The sequence below is a fragment of the Kitasatospora misakiensis genome (genome assembly GCF_042656005.1).
Lineage (GTDB): Bacteria > Actinomycetota > Actinomycetes > Streptomycetales > Streptomycetaceae > Kitasatospora > Kitasatospora misakiensis.
The window spans coordinates 53625-68819 of sequence record NZ_JBHSOF010000001.1 but is presented as its reverse complement, the minus strand read 5'-3'; the positions used below and the strand labels follow the sequence as shown (position 1 = coordinate 68819).

At 73.2% G+C, this 15195-nt stretch carries 19 protein-coding genes; 7 read left to right on the top strand and 12 right to left on the bottom strand.

The genetic code is table 11. The annotated features are described in order from the left end of the window. Positions 1 to 59: 59 nt before the first annotated feature. Positions 60 to 938, bottom strand: a complete 879-nt coding sequence (locus ACFP3U_RS00190) for a hypothetical protein (RefSeq protein WP_380222951.1) — start codon at positions 936 to 938, stop codon at positions 60 to 62. A gap of 236 nt (positions 939 to 1174) precedes the next feature. On the opposite strand from ACFP3U_RS00190, the gene bioB reads away from it, so the two are divergent. From bioB to ACFP3U_RS00165, 5 genes are all read left to right on the top strand, one after another. After that, entirely contained in the window at positions 1175 to 2461 is a 1287-nt protein-coding gene (bioB, locus tag ACFP3U_RS00185; RefSeq protein ID WP_380222950.1) for a biotin synthase BioB, read from the top strand. Positions 2462 to 2508: 47 nt separating this feature from the next. Beyond that, entirely contained in the window at positions 2509 to 3813 is a 1305-nt protein-coding gene (locus ACFP3U_RS00180; protein ID WP_380222949.1) for an adenosylmethionine--8-amino-7-oxononanoate transaminase, read from the top strand. A 62-nt stretch (positions 3814 to 3875) separates the two neighbouring features. Then, the gene (bioD, locus tag ACFP3U_RS00175; RefSeq protein ID WP_380223289.1) at positions 3876 to 4643 is read left to right on the top strand and encodes a dethiobiotin synthase; all 768 of its coding nucleotides are present in this window, start codon (positions 3876 to 3878) and stop codon (positions 4641 to 4643) included. Between the two features lie 135 nt (positions 4644 to 4778). Then, positions 4779 to 5225, top strand: a complete 447-nt coding sequence (locus tag ACFP3U_RS00170; protein ID WP_380222948.1) for a hypothetical protein — start codon at positions 4779 to 4781, stop codon at positions 5223 to 5225. A gap of 55 nt (positions 5226 to 5280) precedes the next feature. Then, positions 5281 to 5940 carry a hypothetical protein gene (locus tag ACFP3U_RS00165; protein ID WP_380222947.1) on the top strand — a complete coding sequence of 220 codons (660 nt, stop codon included), beginning with the start codon at positions 5281 to 5283 and terminating at the stop codon, positions 5938 to 5940. Positions 5941 to 5984: 44 nt separating this feature from the next. On the opposite strand, the gene ACFP3U_RS00160 is transcribed toward ACFP3U_RS00165, so the two are convergent. The 4 genes from ACFP3U_RS00160 to ACFP3U_RS00145 all read right to left on the bottom strand — a co-directional run bounded on the left by ACFP3U_RS00160 (position 5985) and on the right by ACFP3U_RS00145 (position 9151). Next, positions 5985 to 6923 carry an aldo/keto reductase gene (locus ACFP3U_RS00160; RefSeq protein WP_380222946.1) on the bottom strand — a complete coding sequence of 313 codons (939 nt, stop codon included), beginning with the start codon at positions 6921 to 6923 and terminating at the stop codon, positions 5985 to 5987. A 76-nt stretch (positions 6924 to 6999) separates the two neighbouring features. After that, positions 7000 to 7353, bottom strand: coding sequence for a deoxyxylulose-5-phosphate synthase (locus tag ACFP3U_RS00155; protein WP_380222945.1), 354 nt, complete (start codon positions 7351 to 7353; stop codon positions 7000 to 7002). Between the two features lie 5 nt (positions 7354 to 7358). Beyond that, positions 7359 to 8378: a hypothetical protein gene (locus tag ACFP3U_RS00150; protein WP_380222944.1), complete on the bottom strand. Its 1020-nt coding sequence runs from the start codon at positions 8376 to 8378 to the stop codon at positions 7359 to 7361. Between the two features lie 32 nt (positions 8379 to 8410). Beyond that, a complete protein-coding gene (locus ACFP3U_RS00145; protein WP_380222942.1) occupies positions 8411 to 9151 on the bottom strand; it encodes an NADPH-dependent F420 reductase in 741 nt (246 codons plus the stop codon). Positions 9152 to 9234: 83 nt separating this feature from the next. On the opposite strand from ACFP3U_RS00145, the gene ACFP3U_RS00140 reads away from it, so the two are divergent. Continuing rightward, entirely contained in the window at positions 9235 to 9594 is a 360-nt protein-coding gene (locus tag ACFP3U_RS00140) for a winged helix-turn-helix transcriptional regulator (protein WP_380222941.1), read from the top strand. A 22-nt stretch (positions 9595 to 9616) separates the two neighbouring features. Here the strand turns inward: ACFP3U_RS00140 and ACFP3U_RS00135 are convergent, their stop codons facing one another. The 5 genes from ACFP3U_RS00135 to ACFP3U_RS00115 all read right to left on the bottom strand — a co-directional run bounded on the left by ACFP3U_RS00135 (position 9617) and on the right by ACFP3U_RS00115 (position 11909). Then, a complete protein-coding gene (locus tag ACFP3U_RS00135; protein WP_380222940.1) occupies positions 9617 to 10402 on the bottom strand; it encodes an alpha/beta fold hydrolase in 786 nt (261 codons plus the stop codon). A gap of 59 nt (positions 10403 to 10461) precedes the next feature. Beyond that, positions 10462 to 10998, bottom strand: coding sequence for a hypothetical protein (locus ACFP3U_RS00130; protein ID WP_380222938.1), 537 nt, complete (start codon positions 10996 to 10998; stop codon positions 10462 to 10464). A 113-nt stretch (positions 10999 to 11111) separates the two neighbouring features. Beyond that, on the bottom strand, positions 11112 to 11342 hold the full coding sequence (locus ACFP3U_RS00125) for a hypothetical protein (protein ID WP_380222937.1): 231 nt from the start codon (positions 11340 to 11342) through the stop codon (positions 11112 to 11114). After that, positions 11339 to 11563 (bottom strand): hypothetical protein, encoded by a 225-nt coding sequence (locus ACFP3U_RS00120; protein ID WP_380222936.1) that lies wholly within the window; start codon positions 11561 to 11563, stop codon positions 11339 to 11341. Before ACFP3U_RS00120 ends, ACFP3U_RS00125 begins: the two co-directional genes overlap by 4 nt. A 13-nt stretch (positions 11564 to 11576) precedes the next feature. Next, positions 11577 to 11909, bottom strand: coding sequence for a hypothetical protein (locus tag ACFP3U_RS00115; protein ID WP_380222935.1), 333 nt, complete (start codon positions 11907 to 11909; stop codon positions 11577 to 11579). Between the two features lie 150 nt (positions 11910 to 12059). Here ACFP3U_RS00115 and ACFP3U_RS00110 point away from each other — a divergent pair, with 150 nt between their 5' ends. Continuing rightward, positions 12060 to 12884, top strand: coding sequence for a helix-turn-helix domain-containing protein (locus ACFP3U_RS00110; RefSeq protein ID WP_380222933.1), 825 nt, complete (start codon positions 12060 to 12062; stop codon positions 12882 to 12884). Positions 12885 to 12995: 111 nt separating this feature from the next. On the opposite strand, the gene ACFP3U_RS00105 is transcribed toward ACFP3U_RS00110, so the two are convergent. After that, on the bottom strand, positions 12996 to 14420 hold the full coding sequence (locus ACFP3U_RS00105) for a pyridoxal phosphate-dependent aminotransferase (RefSeq protein WP_380222932.1): 1425 nt from the start codon (positions 14418 to 14420) through the stop codon (positions 12996 to 12998). A gap of 129 nt (positions 14421 to 14549) precedes the next feature. Continuing rightward, positions 14550 to 15101 (bottom strand): hypothetical protein, encoded by a 552-nt coding sequence (locus ACFP3U_RS00100; protein ID WP_380222931.1) that lies wholly within the window; start codon positions 15099 to 15101, stop codon positions 14550 to 14552. Positions 15102 to 15195 lie beyond the last annotated feature (94 nt).

Genomic DNA, 15195 nt, shown 5'->3' with positions numbered 1-15195 from the left:
GGCGGGAGGGGCGGGCTGCGGCCCGCCCCTCCCGCCGTTCGCGACGGCGGTGGGCGGTGCTACATCCAGACGAACGGCGCGCCCGCCGTGTAGGAGACGGCCCGGGTGGCCTCGTCGAGCAGCTGGTCGAGGCCGGCGGTGCCGGACGAGGGCACCGGCAGCGGGATCGCCGGGGAGGCGGACGGGCTGCCGGCCGCTGAGGCGGTCCCGCCGGCCGGGGCGCCGGCGGTGGCGCCGGGGTGCGGGTCGGCGGGCCGGGAGCTGGTCACCGTCACGTAGTGGCCGACGAGTTCGACCCGCGGCTCGGTGGCCGGCCGGGCCGCGCCCGCCGGCAGGGCGGGGGCGGTGGAGGCGTCCGGCAGGATGAAGGCGACCGCGCCGGACTTGGCGCGCAGCGCCTCCGCGGCCCGGGCCGCCGACGGGGCGTCGGCGAAGCGCAGCAGCGTGACGCTGCTCAGCACCGGCTTCTCCTGGGCGGTGAAGCTGACCGCCAGGTAGCCCTTGCAGCCGACCTCGCGCAGCAGTTCCAGGGTGCGGTCCTCCAGCACCTCGACGCAGTTGTCGCCGCGGCGCACCCCGGAGCGCTTGCCCTTGTAGCCGCCGGACTCGACGACCCGCTGGGCGGGGAAGTACGCGTCGACGTCGAGGGCCTCGGGGTCGGAGACGGTGCGCGGGGGCGGGGCGCCGACGATCGGCGGGGTCTTGGACGCCTCCTTGCTGGAGGGGCCCAGCCCGGGTATGTAGTCGCCGGGCGTGGGGCGGGTGACGATCCAGCCGCCGGCGGCCACCACACCGATGACGGTGACCCAGCCGACGACCCGTCGGGCGGTCACCCGTCTGGCCCGGTACGCCCCGGGCGGCCGTTCTGACATGTCGTGTGCCGGCCGCTCCGCCGGCGGTTCCGCCGATGACGGGGCGCGCTCCCCCTGCGTGGTCATGCGCCCGATTGTATGCAGGTCACGGGTGGTGGAGATCACTGGGTCGGGCGGTCGGCCGGGCGGCCGGCGGACCTCGGGGAACGCCCGCGGCGGCGGGCGTCGCGGGGCCCGTCCGCCGAGGTGACCGGCGCCACTACCGTGAGCTTCGCCACTGTGACAACTCGCACATCCTCCCCGGGATCTTCTGGTGGGTTTCCTCTGGCGTCCGTCGCGGCCCAGCAGGCAGGATCAGGCCCATGGATCTGCTCGATACCCTCACCGCCAAGGGCCTGCGTGGGGAGACCCCCACCCGCGAGGAGGCGCTCGCCGTCCTCGCCACCACCGACGACGAGCTGCTCGACGTGGTCGCGGCCGCCGGCCGGGTGCGACGGCGCTGGTTCGGCCGCCGGGTCAAGCTCAACTACCTGGTGAACCTGAAGAGCGGGCTCTGCCCGGAGGACTGCTCCTACTGTTCGCAGCGGCTGGGTTCCAAGGCCGAGATCCTGAAGTACACCTGGCTCAAGCCGGGTCAGGCCGCCGAGGCGGCGAAGGCCGGCGTGTCGGGCGGCGCCAAGCGGGTCTGCCTGGTGGCGAGCGGCCGCGGTCCGACGGACCGGGACATCGACCGGGTGACGGACACCGTCGCGGCCATCAAGGAGGCCGACCCGGCGGTGGAGATCTGCGCCTGCCTGGGCCTGCTCTCCGACAACCAGGCGGAGCGGCTGAAGGCGGCCGGGGTCGACGCCTACAACCACAACCTCAACACCTCCGAGGGCACCTACGGCGACATCACCACCACCCACACCTACGCGGACCGGGTGGACACCGTGCAGAAGGCGCACGGCGCGGGCCTGTCGGCCTGCTCGGGCCTGATCGCGGGCATGGGCGAGAGCGACGAGGACCTCGTGGACGTGGTCTTCGCGCTGCGCGAGCTGGGCTCGGACTCGGTGCCGGTGAACTTCCTCATCCCGTTCGAGGGCACGCCGCTGGCCAAGGAGTGGAACCTCTCGCCGCAGCGCTGCCTGCGGATCCTGGCCATGGTGCGGTTCGTGAACCCGGACACCGAGGTGCGGATCGCCGGCGGCCGCGAGGTGCACCTGCGCAGCATGCAGCCGCTGGGCCTGCACCTCGCCAACTCCATCTTCCTGGGCGACTACCTGACCAGTGAGGGCCAGGCCGGGCAGGCCGACCTCGACATGATCCGGGACGGCGGCTTCGAGATCGAGGGCATGGGCGAGGGCACCCTGCCCCGGCACCGGGCGGACATCGCCGCGGACGCGGCGGCGGGCGCCGGCGGCGGTGGCGGCCCGTGCGGCGGCGGGCACGGCCAGGCGGCCGGGGCGGAGGCCGGGACCGCGGCCGCGCCGGAGGCCGCGGGCTGCGGGACGGGCGGCGGTTGCGGCCCGTGCGGCGGGCACGGCCACGGCCACGCGGCGGAGACCGAGGCCGGCGCTGAGGGCACCGAGGGCACCGACGAGGCGCGCACCGACCTGGTGCGGGTCCGCCGCCGTGGCGCCGGCACCGAGCTGGCGCCGAACGCCTGAGCTCCGGCTCCCGCCCCGACCGCCTTCCCTCGGAAAGACGTCTCCCCATGCCCCAGCTGTCCACGGACACCCTGCTCGCGCTCGACCGGGCGCACGTCTGGCACCCGTACGGGCCGATGCCCGGCACCGTCACCCCGTACGTGGTGGAGTCCGCGTCCGGCGTCCGGCTGCGGCTGGCCGCCCCGGCCGCGGGCGGCCACCGCGAGCTCGTCGACGGCATGTCGTCCTGGTGGGCGGCGATCCACGGGTACGGGCACCCGGTGCTGGACGAGGCGGTGCGCGAGCAGCTGGGGCGGATGAGCCATGTGATGTTCGGCGGGCTCACCCACGAGCCCGCCGTCCGGCTGGCCGCCACCCTGGTGGAGATCACGCCGGAGCCGCTGCGGCACGTGTTCCTCGCCGACTCCGGGTCGGTGGCCGTCGAGGTCGCGATGAAGATGTGCCTGCAGTACTGGCAGTCCGTCGGACGGCCGGAGAAGCGGCGGCTGCTGACCTGGCGCGGCGGCTACCACGGCGACACCTTCCACCCGATGTCGGTCTGCGACCCGCAGGGCGGCATGCACCACCTGTGGGGCGGGGTGCTGCCCCACCAGCTGTTCGCCGCCGAGCCGCCGGCCGGCTTCGACGCCCCGCTCGACGACGAATACGTGCGCGCCTTCGAGGAACTGATGGAGCGTCACGCCGACGAGCTGGCGGCGGTGATCGTGGAGCCGGTGGTGCAGGGCGCGGGCGGGATGCGCTTCCACTCCCCCGGCTACCTGCGGATGCTGCGCGAGCTGTGCGACCGGCACGGGGTGCTGCTCGTCTTCGACGAGATCGCCACCGGCTTCGGCCGCAGCGGCGCGCTGTTCGCCGCCGACCACGCGGGCGTCTCCCCGGACGTGATGTGCCTCGGCAAGTCGCTGACCGGCGGCTATCTCACCATGGCGGCCACCCTGTGCACGGCGGAGGTCGCGGACGGCATCAGCCGGGGCGAGATGCCCGTCCTGGCGCACGGGCCGACGTTCATGGGCAACCCGCTGGCGGCGGCGGTCGCCAACGCCTCGATCGAGCTGCTGCTCGGGCAGGACTGGGCGACCGAGGTCAAGCGGATCGAGGCCGGGCTGCTCACCGGCCTGGCGGACACGGCCGCGCTGCCGGGCGTCAAGGACGTGCGGGTGCTCGGCGCGATCGGCGTCGTCCAACTCGACCACCCGGTGGACATGGTGGCGGCGACCGAGGCCGCCGCGCGGGAGGGCGTCTGGCTGCGCCCGTTCCGGGACCTCATCTACACCATGCCGCCGTTCGTGACCGGCGACGAGGACGTGGCGCGGATCGCCGCGGCCGTGACGGCGGCGGCGGTGGCCGGGTGACCGGGGGTGGCGCGATGAGTGGCATGGCAGGCGACGGGATCGACGAACGGACGGACGGGCGGATGGACGCGGGTGCGAACGGGCGGGTCGTCTTCGTGACCGGCACCGGCACCGAGGTCGGCAAGACGGTCACCACGGCGGCCGTCACGGCGAGCGCGCTGCGCGCGGGCCTGCGGGTCGCGGTGCTCAAGCCCGGGCAGACCGGGGTCGGCCCGGACGAGCCGGGCGACGCCGAGGAGGTCCGCCGGCTGGCCGGTCCGGCCGCGCCGTCGGCTGACTCCCTGACGTTGCGCGAACTCGCCCGCTACCCCGAGCCGTTGGCGCCCGACACGGCGGCCCGGCGGGCCGGACTGCCCTGCCTGCCGGCGGAGGACGTGGCGAAGGAGGTCGCCGCCCTGGCCGAGCGGCACGACCTGGTGCTGGTCGAGGGCGCGGGCGGGCTGCTGGTCCGCTACGACGAGCAGGGCCGGACGCTGGCCGACCAGGCCCGCGCCGTGCGTGAACTCGGCCTGCCGGCCGAGGTGTTGCTGGTGGCGACGGCCGGTCTCGGCACGCTGAACATCACCACGCTGACGGCCGAGGCGCTGGACGCGCGCGGCCTGCCGCTGCTCGGCGTGGTGGTGGGCGCCTGGCCGGACTCCCCCGGCCTCGCCGACCGCTGCAACCTGGCCGACCTGCCGCGCGCGGCGGGCGCCCCGCTGCTCGGCGTACTGCCCGAACGCGCGGGCCTGACCGAGGACTTCCCCGCGCTCGCGGTCGCCGCGCTGGCGCCCGCGCTGCACGGCCACTGGGACGCCGCAGCCTTCACCGCCGAGCACGGGGCCGGCTGAGCCGGGGTCGGCTGAGCCCGCGCCGGGGCCGCGCAGCGGCGTCCGCGTGGCGGAACCCGGCGGTTTTCGCTCGAACGGGTGAGATCGCGGCCGGACCCCGCCCGCGACGCCGGAGCGCTCAATACCGTTCTCCGCATGACGGATGGCCTGATGGTGGACGAGGCCCTGCGGGCCCTCGCCGCGCTCGAAGCGGCGTGGAAGGACGACGACGAGGCCCTGGCCGCGCTGGCCGTCCGGGGACCGGCCGAGCAGCCGCTCGCCGCGGTGGTCGCGCGCTACGGCGAGCACGCCGTCGACACGCTGATGGCGCTGGCCTTCGGCCTGCGGTCGAGCATGACCGACGCGGAACTCGCCGAACTCACCGACGCGGTGAGCTCCAACATCGGCGCCCGGATGAGCGCCCTGCTCACCCGGACCCTGCGCGCCTGGGGCGCGACGGCCGGGGACGACCTCGACGTGGTGAAGGTGATCGCGCACGCCGTGATCGACGCCATGCGGGCGGTCACCGAGGAGCCGGCCAAGACCGACGTCCTGCCCCTGCTCGCCACCTTCCGCACCTACGCGCTGAGCGACACTCCCTGACGGCTACCGGCCGCGGGCGAGGCCGGCTGTCAGTGGCATCTGCTTGAATCCGGACATGCACCACACTCACGGCCCGCACGACGCCCCTGACCTGCACGGACTCCTCGCCCGGCTGCCCGACCGCCCGGCCCTCCGGGACCGCTGCCGCGGGCTCGCCATGCTCGAAGCGATCCTCAGCCCCGACTGGGGAGGCCGCTACTACTCCTTCGACTCGCAGTGGGGCGAGGGCGAGGAGATGGCGTCGATGCGCGACGGGGAGGGCGACGACTGGTTCCTCGTCCTCTCCGCCGCCGGGGCGTACGCGCGCGGGTTCGACCACACAGCGCCGAACGCCGGGCCGGCGCTGACGGCCGAGGTGCCGGCGGCGTTCCGCGCGTACGTCGACGAGCCGGCGTTCGGTGCGGAGGACGGCGCACCGCTCGCCACCGTCTGCTTCTGGCGCGAACCCGGGGACGCCGCGTGGCGGGCCCCGTCGGCGGCGCCCACCGGCGGGGTGGAGCTGTTCGACCTGCTGGCCGCCGAGGACCTGGCGGAGGCGTACGCGGTCTGGGCCGAGGAGTACTACGAGTGCGAGGACGCGTTGGACCGCGCGGCGATCGCGCACGTGCTCGCGCTGCGTCCGCTCACGGCGGCCGTCGTGGCGGCCCTCAACCCGGACGTCGAACCGGCCGAACTCGCCGAGGACATCGCCGGGATCGGCTACCCGACCGCCTGAGCCGACCGTCCGCGGGGGCCCGGCCGGGCCCCCGCGGACGGGGCCTACAGCGCGGCCTCGTCCAGGCGCTTGCGCTGCTCCGCCGTCAGTCGCACGTCGAGGGCGCCGAGCGCCTCGTCGAGTTGGGCGATCCGGCTCACGCCGACCAGCGGGAGGAGGCCCGCCTCGTGGTCGAGCAGCCAGCTGAGCGTCACCTGGTTGATGGTGGCGCCGGTCTCCTCGGCCACGGCGCGCAGTGCGGCGAGGCGCTTCGGCGTGCCCGGGTGGTCGTAGGCGGCGTCGATCTCGACGTCGTCGCGGGTGAGGCCGCCGGAGAGGAGCGGGCTGTAGACCCAGAGCCGCAGGTCGCCCTCGGCGTGGACGTAGTCGAGGAGCTCGGAGGTCACGTGCACATGGCCGGCGGAGCGCAGCGGCACGTCGAAGCGGGGCTGGAGGTAGGAGTACCGGTACTGCAGGTGGGTGTAGCGCGGCCCGTCCCCGGCGAGCGCGCGGGCCCGCTCGACCCGCCACACGGCGTGGTTGCTGGCGCCGACCGCGCCCGCCTTGCCCGAGGTCACCAGCTCGGCGAGGGTCTGCACGGTCTCGTCGAGCGGCACCGCGCGGTCCTCGATGTGCGACCAGTAGACCTCGACGTGGTCCGTCCCGAGGCGCCGCAGGCTGCCCTCGATCCCCGCCCGGATCACCTTCTCGGACAGCCCCTCGGCCGCCTCCAGCCCGGCCCCGGGCACGGTGGGACGGGCGCCCACCTTGGTGCTGATGACGACCTGGTCGCGCGCCTTGCGGCTGGCCAGCCAGCGGCCGATGACGGCCTCGCTCTCGCCCCCGGTGGCGTCGCCGATCCAGAACGCGTAGTTGTTCGCGGTGTCGAGGACCGTGCCACCGTTCTCGACGAACCGGTCCAGGATGGCGAACGAGGTCTCCTCGTCGACGGCCGTTCCGAAACCCAAGGTGCCCAGGACGACGGTGCGCTGAGGAATGGTCATAGGTGTGCGTCCTCCCGTAGTGGTCCGGACCATTGAAGACCCAATCGCGAACACCCGCAAACAGATTCCGGCCGTCTCACCCGGTGATCGTCCGCTCCCACGGGACCTCGGGGTGCAGAAGTGCCCGCTCCAGGGGCTCGCCGGAGCGGCGGGCGTAGAGCGTGCGCTCGCGTACCTCGTGGCGGGTGCGGGGTCGGTAGCCCGGGCCGCCGCAGCAGCTCTTGTGGAAGCGGATGCCCGCGTTCAGGAGCAGGGTGAGGGTCCGCCAGGCGGCGGCGTCCCGTCGGGGCGGGGCGGCGAAGGCGGAGCCCGCGTGAATCAGCGTGCCGGCGCAGCGCGGGCAGCGCCGTGCGTCGGTGCCGCTGCCGTACGGCTGCTTGTAGGAGGCCCGGCAGGGCAGGCAGACATAGGAGGTCTTGGTGTACGCCATGCGCGTCAGCGTACGGCGCGACCGGCCGGGCGTTCGACGGGTTTTCCGCCCGCCGCCGCCCCCGCCGCCCGTCCGTCCCGGTAGGGGCAGGCCAGCTGTTCCTGGATGGCGTCCGAGAGCAGGTCCTCCCGGCCCTTGAGGGCGTCCGCGATCTCCTGGTCGGCCGGGAAGACCAGTTCGGCGGCGACGTTGTCCTGCACGATCCGGGCGAGGTTGTCGAGGGCGGTGGCGACGGGGTCGGCGGGTGGCTCGGCGGTCGGCAGGTCGATGAGGTGCGAGGGCGCGGCGGCCGGGGCCATGAACCGTTCGATGATGATGCTGTTCTGGTTGAGCACCGAGGTGGTCCAGAGCGAGAGGACCACCACGTAGAGGTCCGGCCACCGCTCCTCCCCCACCCGGCGCCGCCAGCGCCGCATCACCGCCTCCACCCCGGTGATCTGGGCCCGGGCGGCGTGGCGCATGGTGGTGCGGACGTCGCCGTACACCGCGCCGGTGAACTCGGTGAACGAGCGGGTGCTGAAGGTGCCGTGCTCCACGGACCCGGCGACGAAGCGCAGCGCCCCGTCGAGGATCCGGCGCGAGGACGCCTCCAGTTCGCGCGGCAGGCCGGCGGCGGGGAGCCGCTGCCGGGCGGCGGTCAGCGTCTCCGCGAAGTCCTGGAGGGGGCGCACCCAGCCGAGCCCCTCCGGTCCGGTCAGGTGGGGCGCGAGGATCGTGTAGACGCCGAGCGGCACGTGCGCGATCGACTTCGCCAGCTCGAACACCTCGGGGACGGGGTGCAGGGACTCCCGCTCGCCGCCGTCGACGAGGGTGTAGCGGCCGCCCCGGGCGTCGTTCTGGACCACGATCACCGGGGTGAGGTGGGTGGTCAACTCGCCTTTCAGGGCGGCGTAGTTCCGCCGCATGTCGGCGTTGACGGCGCGCAGCGCGTCGCGCGCCCGGCCCTCGGGCGTGGAGCGGAAGGCCACCATCTCCAGGTCGTGCGGATCGACGTCCGCCCCGTGGTCGTTGCGGTACTCCGCCATCGCGTGCCCCTCTCGGTACGGACCGTTCCCGCTCACGCTCCCGGTCCCGACGTCCCGGCCGACAGGGCCCGTCGTCCCGTTCCGCCCCCTTTCACTCCGTCCTGACCGGCTGTGCGGGTGGCGGTCGTCGGCTCCCCCGCCGCGTACGCCAGCGGTGGGGCGATCGCCTGCGCGTCGGCGTTCTCGCCGACCCACAGACCGATGAACAGCGCGGCGGTCGCCTCCAGCAGCCCCGCCCGGTCCAGTCCGCCGGCGGCCACCGGCCGGCAGCCGGCGTCCCGCACCAGCTCGGACACCGCGGCGAGGGCCGCCGCGTCGTCCCCGCAGAGCGGCACGGCCAGCGGCCTGCCGTCGAACACCGGTGGCCGCATCCGCCACACGTCCTCGTGGCAGAGGTTGAACGCCTTGACCACCGCGGCCCCGGGGGCGGCCTCGGCGAGCCGCCGGGCGGCGGAGGGTCCGCCGTCCGTCAGCAGCCGGAAGCCGGGGCCGACCGGGTTCGAGCAGTCGACCAGCGCCGTGCCGTCCAGCTCCGCGCGCACTTCCCGGACCACCTCCGCCCCCGCCCCGTAGGGCAGCGCGGCCAGCACCACCTCGCCGAACGCGGCAGCCGCCCGCAGCCCGGCGGGCTCGGCGCCAGAGCCGATCCGCCGCGCGAGCCGCTCAGCCCGGACCGCGTCCCGCCCGCCGACCCGCACCTCGTGCCCGGCCCGCGCCCAGTGGGTCGCGAGCGCGTCCGCCATGTTGCCCGTGCCCAGCACACCGATCCTCATCGCGCCGCCTCCTCGGGGTCGTTCGGCGCCGTTCGACGCCGTCCCCAGCGACGCTAGAGAACCCGTCAGGCACCATTCGGTACGTGACCACCAACGCCTTCCTGGCCGACTGCCGCGCCCGTCTCGCCTTCGACCTGCTCTCCAACACGTGGAACGCCGTGGTCCTCTGGGCCCTGCGCGACGGGCCGCTGCGCCCGGTCGAACTGCGGGAGCGTATCGGCGGTATCAGCTCCAAGGTCCTCACCGAGACGCTGCGCCGCCTCCAGTTCAACGGCCTGGTCGAGCGCCGGCCGCTGCCCGGCGCCCCGCCCCGCGTCGAGTACCGGCTCACCGGGCTGGGCCGCACCTTCCTCGCCCCCATCGACGCCGTCGGCGCCTGGGCGTTCGAGCACGGCGACGAGGTCATGGCGGCCCAGGAGCGCGGCGAGGCTCCGACGCCTTGACGCGGGAGGCGGGAGGCGGGCGTCAGGCAGCCAGGAACGACCCCAGCGCGGCGGCGAGTTCCTCCGGCGCGTCCAGCGCGACGAGGTGCGCGGCGGTGGCGAACTCGACCAGGGTGGCGCCCGGGATCTCTGCGGCGTAGCGGCGGGCGATGGCCTGGAAATCGGGGACGTCCAGCCGGCCGACGCCCACCAGCGTCGGCACGGCGACGGCGGAGACCTCGCGGCCCGAGGGACCCTGCGAGTGCTCGCCCACGACGCCCTGGTTCACCAGCGAGGTCCGCACCGCGCCGCGGAGCCGGTCGGCCAGCCCCGGGGCCACCTCGTCCCAGCCGCGGGCCGGGCCGCGCAGCCACATGTCGAGGTTCACCTGGACCGCGGTGTCGAGGTCGCCGGCCTCCAGCGCGGCGGTCTCGGCCTCGTCGTACGCGACCATGTCCGCCGACCAGTCGTAGCCCGGCCACGGCGCCGCGAGCAGTGCGAGGGAGTGGACGCGGTCCGGGTGGGCGAGCGTGAACTCCACGGCCACCCGGCCGCCCCAGGAGGCGCCGACGAGCCCGACGCGCTGGTGGCCGAGGTGGTCCAGGAGGCTGAGCAGGTCGTCGGTCTCGCGGAACGGCCCGGTCGGGGGCGCCGACTCGCCGAAGCCCCGCAGGTCGTACCGGACGACGGTGTACCGCTCGGCGAGCGCGGGCACGACGGCGTCCCACATCCGGTGGTCGGCGACGCCGGCGTGCACGAGGACGACGGGCGGTCCGTCGCCGGAGACGACGTAGGAGAGGTGGCCGAGCTCGTCCTTGAGAGTGATCATCCGTGCATCGTCGCAGCTCGGACGTGTCCGTGGCCAGCCAATTCGGGCCCGCCGGTCCGTCACTCGGCGGGCCCGGCCAACCTCTCGACGGGCCGGAGCGGCCACCTCGGTTCCGTGCGGGTGAGGCTCGCCAGCTCCTCCGGCGGTTCGGCGCCGTCGCGGACGGCCGTCAGGTAGGCCCTGGCCTGCGGCAGGCCCAGCTTCGGGGCCCGCTTGCGCAGGTGGGCCAGCGCGGCCACGGCCCCGGCGGACCGGACGAGGGCGCGGACCTCGGCGGCCAGCGGGTCCGGGCGGCGGACGCCCTTGGCCTCCAGGAGGTAGTGGTCCTCCCAGCCCTCGTCCAGGTCACGGGCGTTGGGGACGAAGTGCAGGCTGCCGTCTTCGAGGTCCACGAGCACGTGGCTGCCGCCGCCACCGAAGCTGAGCCGCGCGTCCCGGGTGCGGGCGTACGCGGCGGTGTCCCAGAAGGCCAGCCAGCCGACGGAGTGCTCCTCCACGGCGTACACCGCCACCTCGGGCGCCGGACCGCCGCCCGGCCAGTCCATCCCGGCCAGGTAGGACTCGACGAGTTCGATGGCGCGCTCCCTGGTGATCACGCCCCCATCGTCCCGGATGGGTCAACCGGTTTTGGGGGCGGATCCCCTGTCGGAGTGCGCTCCGTGGCGCAGGAGGTCGGAGGGGCCGACCTCCTGCGCAGCGGGATGGCGGGTCAGTACGGGGCGCGGCGGGTGGCGGCGCGGCGGACGTAGGGCTCGGCGACGGTGACGCCGGCGGTGACGGAGTTGAGGAAGACGAGGAGGAAGAGGAGAAGGGCGGTCTCCTTCGGGGTGCGCGGCGGGAGGGGGACGGTGGCCAGCGTCGCGAGGGCGAGGCCGGTGGCCGCGATAAGGAGGGAGGCGGCGAGGACGTCGCGCGGCTGGCGGGGGTTCACGGGGTTCACCGGGCCATTCCTCGGCGGAGGACGAGAACGAGGCGCTCGATGACATCGGGGCGGGCGGCGCCGAGGTCGATGAGGATGACGCCGGTGGCCTTCGCGGAGTGCCAGTCGATGCCGAGGGAGGGGAGCTTGACGTCGGCGGCGTGGAGGACGGCTTGGAGGTCGTCGAGGATGTCGGCGGCGTCGCGGCGGTCCTCGGCGGTGACTTTGTCGATCATGCTCATGGGGGGCGGTGGCTCAGCTTTCCGGTTCGGTGGTGGACAGCCAGCGGGGTTCGGTGTCCCACTCGACGCCGCCGCCGAGGGGCCGGAGGAAGGCCCGGCCCTTCTGCCAGCCCATGAAGGCACCCCAGCGCATGGAGCGGACGTCGAAGACGGTTTCGCCACGGGTGGAGGGCCGGTAGGCGGTGGGGGGCGGGGTGGAGGAGCGGGCGGGGGGAGGTGTGACGGGGAGGAGCTGGGAGGTGGGGATCCGGGATTCCGGGACGTCCTCCGTGCCGCAGGTGGGGCAGTGGCACGGCGGGAAGTTCCGCCGCAGAAGCAGGCTTTCAGTCGGCTGATTACTAGTCATATATTCACTCGCCTCAACTCTGCGTCTCTTGTGCATCCACTCGTCGGGTCGCCTCGAATTGCTGCGACCACACCCCAAGGATCACGACGTCCGCCTAGGATCGGAAGTGAATTCAACTCAACACCTGATGCGTTGAACGGAGCTGTCGTCATGGTCAACCAGGACCCGGGCCTCGCGGACAACCGCCTCAAGGCCTTCGGAACGAGGCTTCGAAGCCTGCGCAAAGAGCGAGGGCTGACTCAGGCGCAACTGGGCGAGCTGATCAACTACACCGGGGCTTTCATCTCGTACGTCGAACTCGCCGAGCGCCGACCGCCGTTCATGTTCGCCCTCAGAGCAGACGCCGCTCTCGAATCGGGCGACACGCTGGAGTCCTTGTGGTGGGACCTGGACCAGACGTCAATGCTCAAGGGGTTCTTCAGGTACATCTCGTTCGAGTCCAAAGCCGTGGAGATCCGCCGATTCGAACAGGGCGTGATCCCCGGCCTGCTGCAAGTCCCGGCCTATACCAGGGCACTTGCCCATGGGGCCGCTCAGCGCGGATCCATTACGCTCGATCAAGCCGAAGAACGCGCGGCCGTCGTGATGTCACGCCAGCGCATCCTCCAACGCCGTTCGCCTCCGGTCTGTCACTTCATTCTCGATGAGAGCTGCATCCGCCGGCCGGTCGGCGGACCGGAGGCCATGAAGGCACAGCTGACCCACCTGGAACAGCAGGCGGCCCTCCCGAACACCACCGTGCAGATCGCACCGTTCGCGATCGGGGAACACCGTTCGTTCGTCTGGCCGGCCACCCTGCTGACCCTTCCCGATCAATCGGTCCTGCTCTACTCGGAGTCCCGACTCGGCAGCGCCATGTCGCGAGACGCTCACGAAGCTGCCGCCTGGGAAAGGGATTGGCGCCATCTTCGCGACCACTCGCTGTCGCACGAAGATTCGATGACGATGATCCGCACCGCCCAAGCGCTGCTCTAACTGCTCCTTCGCGCAGGAAGTCGGATCGGCCGACTTCCTGCGCGTCACCATGCCCGTACGGCGGGCGGCCCCGGAGGAACGATTCCTCCGGGGCCGACCATCCAACGTCACCTACCCGACGATCACCAGCCGGTCCAGCGCATCAGCGACCCGGTCGATCGCCTCGCAGACGACGTCCGGCTGATACGCCGTGAAGCACAGGCGGAAGAAGCCGGGGGCGGGGCAGTGCATGGTCTCACCCGGGAGGAGGCTGACCTCCGTGGGGCTCCCCGCAAGGTAGTTGAAGAGCCACAGCTCATCCGAATCAATCTCGCTCCCCTTCGTGAACGGCAGCGGCGTGGCGCTGTACGTACCCTCGGGCGGGCGCTTGCCCAAGTAAGAAGTGAGGTCCAGCCAGAAGAACTGGGCCGGGTTGTCACCCTCGGTATAAACAAACTCGATGCCCCTGCCGACCAGCCGGTCCTTCACCCGCTCGAAGCTCGCGCTCAGCAGCTCCCGGTAGCGCCGCATCGCATAATCCGTATACAGCTCCGACCCCACCCCGTTCACCGTGGTCTCCAGGAGCGCCTCAAGCACGTAGTGCTTCAGCGAGTCGACCGGAGTGAACCACGACATCGGGTGCTTCTTCTCCTCGATGCCCTTCGTCCCGAGCATCGCCCGCTGCACCGGCCCGTACTTCGACACCACGAACCCGGTCCGGAAGCCCGACAACCCGAAGTCCTTGGCGAACCCCCACACCACATGGACCCGCTCCGGCGCCCGCCGGTACGCGTCCAGCGCGAACGCATTGGTGAACGGCACCCGCACCCCATCAACCTGCGAGTGGCAGTAGATCTCGTCGGAGATAATGTGCATCTCCGTCTCGTCGATCACCCAGTCGTAGATCTCCTCCAACAACTCCTTCCCGTAGTTCACCCCCAGCGGGTTGTGCGGGTTGGTCAGCACCAACAACCGGGGGAACTCGCCGAACAGCCGGTTGTACTTGAAGAACTCCTCCCGGATCTCCGCCAACGTCAGCCGGAACCGATCCGGCCCCTCGGTGGGCAGCCGCACCGGAACGCACTTGAGCTTCGGCCGCTGCTCGAACGACCAGTTGAACCCCTGCCAGTACGGCGCCGGCAGCAGCACCGCGTCCCCCTCCTCCAGCGGCGGCGGGCCGATCTCCCCCGGCTTCGGCGGGTCCTGGAGAGCGAAGGCGAGACACTCCAGCGCCGAGCCGACGCCGCCCGTGCCGAACACGTCGCCCGCCTCGACCGGGGCGTCGAAGGCCTTGGTCAGCAGCGCCGCCACCTGCGCGCGCAGCTCCGGGCTGCCGTACGCGGACGTGTAGTGGATGTACTTCTCCGGCAGTAACGCGGTGTGGTCGAACACCATCTTCTGCATCGAGTCCTCGTAGACGAGGACGTTCTCCGCGACGGACAGGTCGATGGCCGTGTCCGGGGCGAGGTGGCGGTGGTAGAAGGCGAGGGCCTGCTCGAAGTCGGGGATCTGGGCGAGCAGTTCGGCGGGATCGATCGGGCCGGTCGAAACGGTCATGGCGAGGGGCTCACTTCCGAAGGGTGCGGGGGTGCCACAGAACCTGGACGGTTCGCATGCGGATAGTGCCAGCGCACCACGCCCCCGAACCCCTCGCCAGCCGTCCGCGCCCATCCGGCGGCGAGGTCCTCAGCCAGCCCGCCGGGACCGCCCCCACACCCACGCCGCCCCGGCCACCAGCACCGCCGTGCCCAGCGCGTACACCGGCAGCCACCGCGTCGTCGTCGCCGCGAGGCAGTCGTCGACCGCCGCCCGGCTCCGCTGCTCCTGCGCGTACCCGAGCGCCTCCGGGTCCGCGCCCGCGAGGTCCCCCAGCGCGGCCCGCGCGTTCAGGCTCTCGTACCGACCCGCCTGCACGCAGCCGTCCCGGGTGCCCGGCATCGGGAAGAGCCAGTCCCACCGCTGCAGCGCCGGGGCCAGCGCGAGCGCCACGCAGAGGCCCACCACCAGCGCGTACGCCGCCAGGTTCCACCCGTACCCGGCGGCCGGGCCGCCCGGCTCCCGCACCGGGACGCGGCCGAAGGCCAGCACCACCGCGAGCAGCGTCAGGCCCAGGTAGGTGGAGAACCACTGCCAGGAGCCCTCCGCGAGCGAGAAGGCCAGGACCACGCCGAGCGCGGTGCCGAGGACCCCCGAGTCCGCGCCCCCGGCCTGCCCCGAACCGCCACGAACACCGCCCACGCGCCCTCCCGACCGCCTGCCCGCTCCGGAGCGACCAGCCTCCCGTCCGCGCCCTCCCCCGGCGGCCGACACCACACCGGCGGGACCGGCTCCC

Coding starts and splice junctions, on each gene's coding strand:
- ACFP3U_RS00190 (WP_380222951.1), bottom strand. CDS start 938: ATGACCACGCAGGGGGAGCGCGCCCCGTCATCGGCGGAACCGCCGGCG.
- ACFP3U_RS00120 (WP_380222936.1), bottom strand. CDS start 11,563: ATGAGCATGATCGACAAAGTCACCGCCGAGGACCGCCGCGACGCCGCC.
- ACFP3U_RS00165 (WP_380222947.1), top strand. CDS start 5,281: ATGCACCACACTCACGGCCCGCACGACGCCCCTGACCTGCACGGACTC.
- ACFP3U_RS00180 (WP_380222949.1), top strand. CDS start 2,509: ATGCCCCAGCTGTCCACGGACACCCTGCTCGCGCTCGACCGGGCGCAC.
- ACFP3U_RS00115 (WP_380222935.1), bottom strand. CDS start 11,909: ATGACTAGTAATCAGCCGACTGAAAGCCTGCTTCTGCGGCGGAACTTC.
- ACFP3U_RS00145 (WP_380222942.1), bottom strand. CDS start 9,151: ATGAGGATCGGTGTGCTGGGCACGGGCAACATGGCGGACGCGCTCGCG.
- bioB (WP_380222950.1), top strand. CDS start 1,175: ATGGATCTGCTCGATACCCTCACCGCCAAGGGCCTGCGTGGGGAGACC.
- ACFP3U_RS00155 (WP_380222945.1), bottom strand. CDS start 7,353: ATGGCGTACACCAAGACCTCCTATGTCTGCCTGCCCTGCCGGGCCTCC.
- ACFP3U_RS00135 (WP_380222940.1), bottom strand. CDS start 10,402: ATGATCACTCTCAAGGACGAGCTCGGCCACCTCTCCTACGTCGTCTCC.
- ACFP3U_RS00170 (WP_380222948.1), top strand. CDS start 4,779: ATGACGGATGGCCTGATGGTGGACGAGGCCCTGCGGGCCCTCGCCGCG.
- ACFP3U_RS00150 (WP_380222944.1), bottom strand. CDS start 8,378: ATGGCGGAGTACCGCAACGACCACGGGGCGGACGTCGATCCGCACGAC.
- ACFP3U_RS00110 (WP_380222933.1), top strand. CDS start 12,060: ATGGTCAACCAGGACCCGGGCCTCGCGGACAACCGCCTCAAGGCCTTC.
- ACFP3U_RS00160 (WP_380222946.1), bottom strand. CDS start 6,923: ATGACCATTCCTCAGCGCACCGTCGTCCTGGGCACCTTGGGTTTCGGA.
- bioD (WP_380223289.1), top strand. CDS start 3,876: ATGGACGCGGGTGCGAACGGGCGGGTCGTCTTCGTGACCGGCACCGGC.
- ACFP3U_RS00105 (WP_380222932.1), bottom strand. CDS start 14,420: ATGACCGTTTCGACCGGCCCGATCGATCCCGCCGAACTGCTCGCCCAG.